The sequence below is a fragment of the Streptomyces sp. SP17BM10 genome (genome assembly GCF_036322405.1).
GTDB lineage: Bacteria > Actinomycetota > Actinomycetes > Streptomycetales > Streptomycetaceae > Kitasatospora.
In genome coordinates, this window is sequence record NZ_JAQYXB010000671.1 from 1 (window position 1) to 454 (window position 454).

Here is a 454-nt window from a genome sequence, read left to right on the forward strand (position 1 = left end):
TGTTCGAGGGGTGTTGTTTGTTGTTTTTTTTTTTTTTTTTTTTGTTTTGTTTTGTGTTTTTTTTATTTTGTTCTTTGGGTGGCTCCGTTGCTTTTTTTTTTTTGTTGGGGGGGGGGGGGTGTTGTGGGTGTGTTTTTTGTTTTTTTTTTTGGGGTTTTGTTTTTTGTGTGTGTTTTTTTTTGTTTTTTTTGGGTTTTTTTGTTTTTTTTTTTTTTTTTTTGTTTTGTTTTGTGTTTTTGGTGGTGCGGGCGCCCCCCCACACAACAAAAAAACCAGCACAACCCCCCCCCCCCACCCCCCCCACCCAACAACCACACCCCCCCCCCCAACAAAAAAAAAAAAAAAAAAAACAAAAAAACCAAAACAAAAAAAAACAACCACCCAAAAAAAAAAACAAAAAAAACCAACCCACACAACCCCCAAACAAAACCACACTAAAACCAACACAACAACA

The 454-nt window shown here is 36.8% G+C and carries 1 protein-coding gene; it reads right to left on the reverse strand.

All coding sequences use genetic code 11. The features are described from left to right. A partial coding sequence (locus PUR71_RS41400; protein WP_329931224.1) for a hypothetical protein occupies positions 1 to 444 on the reverse strand: 444 nt, incomplete at its 3' end. Positions 445 to 454 lie beyond the last annotated feature (10 nt).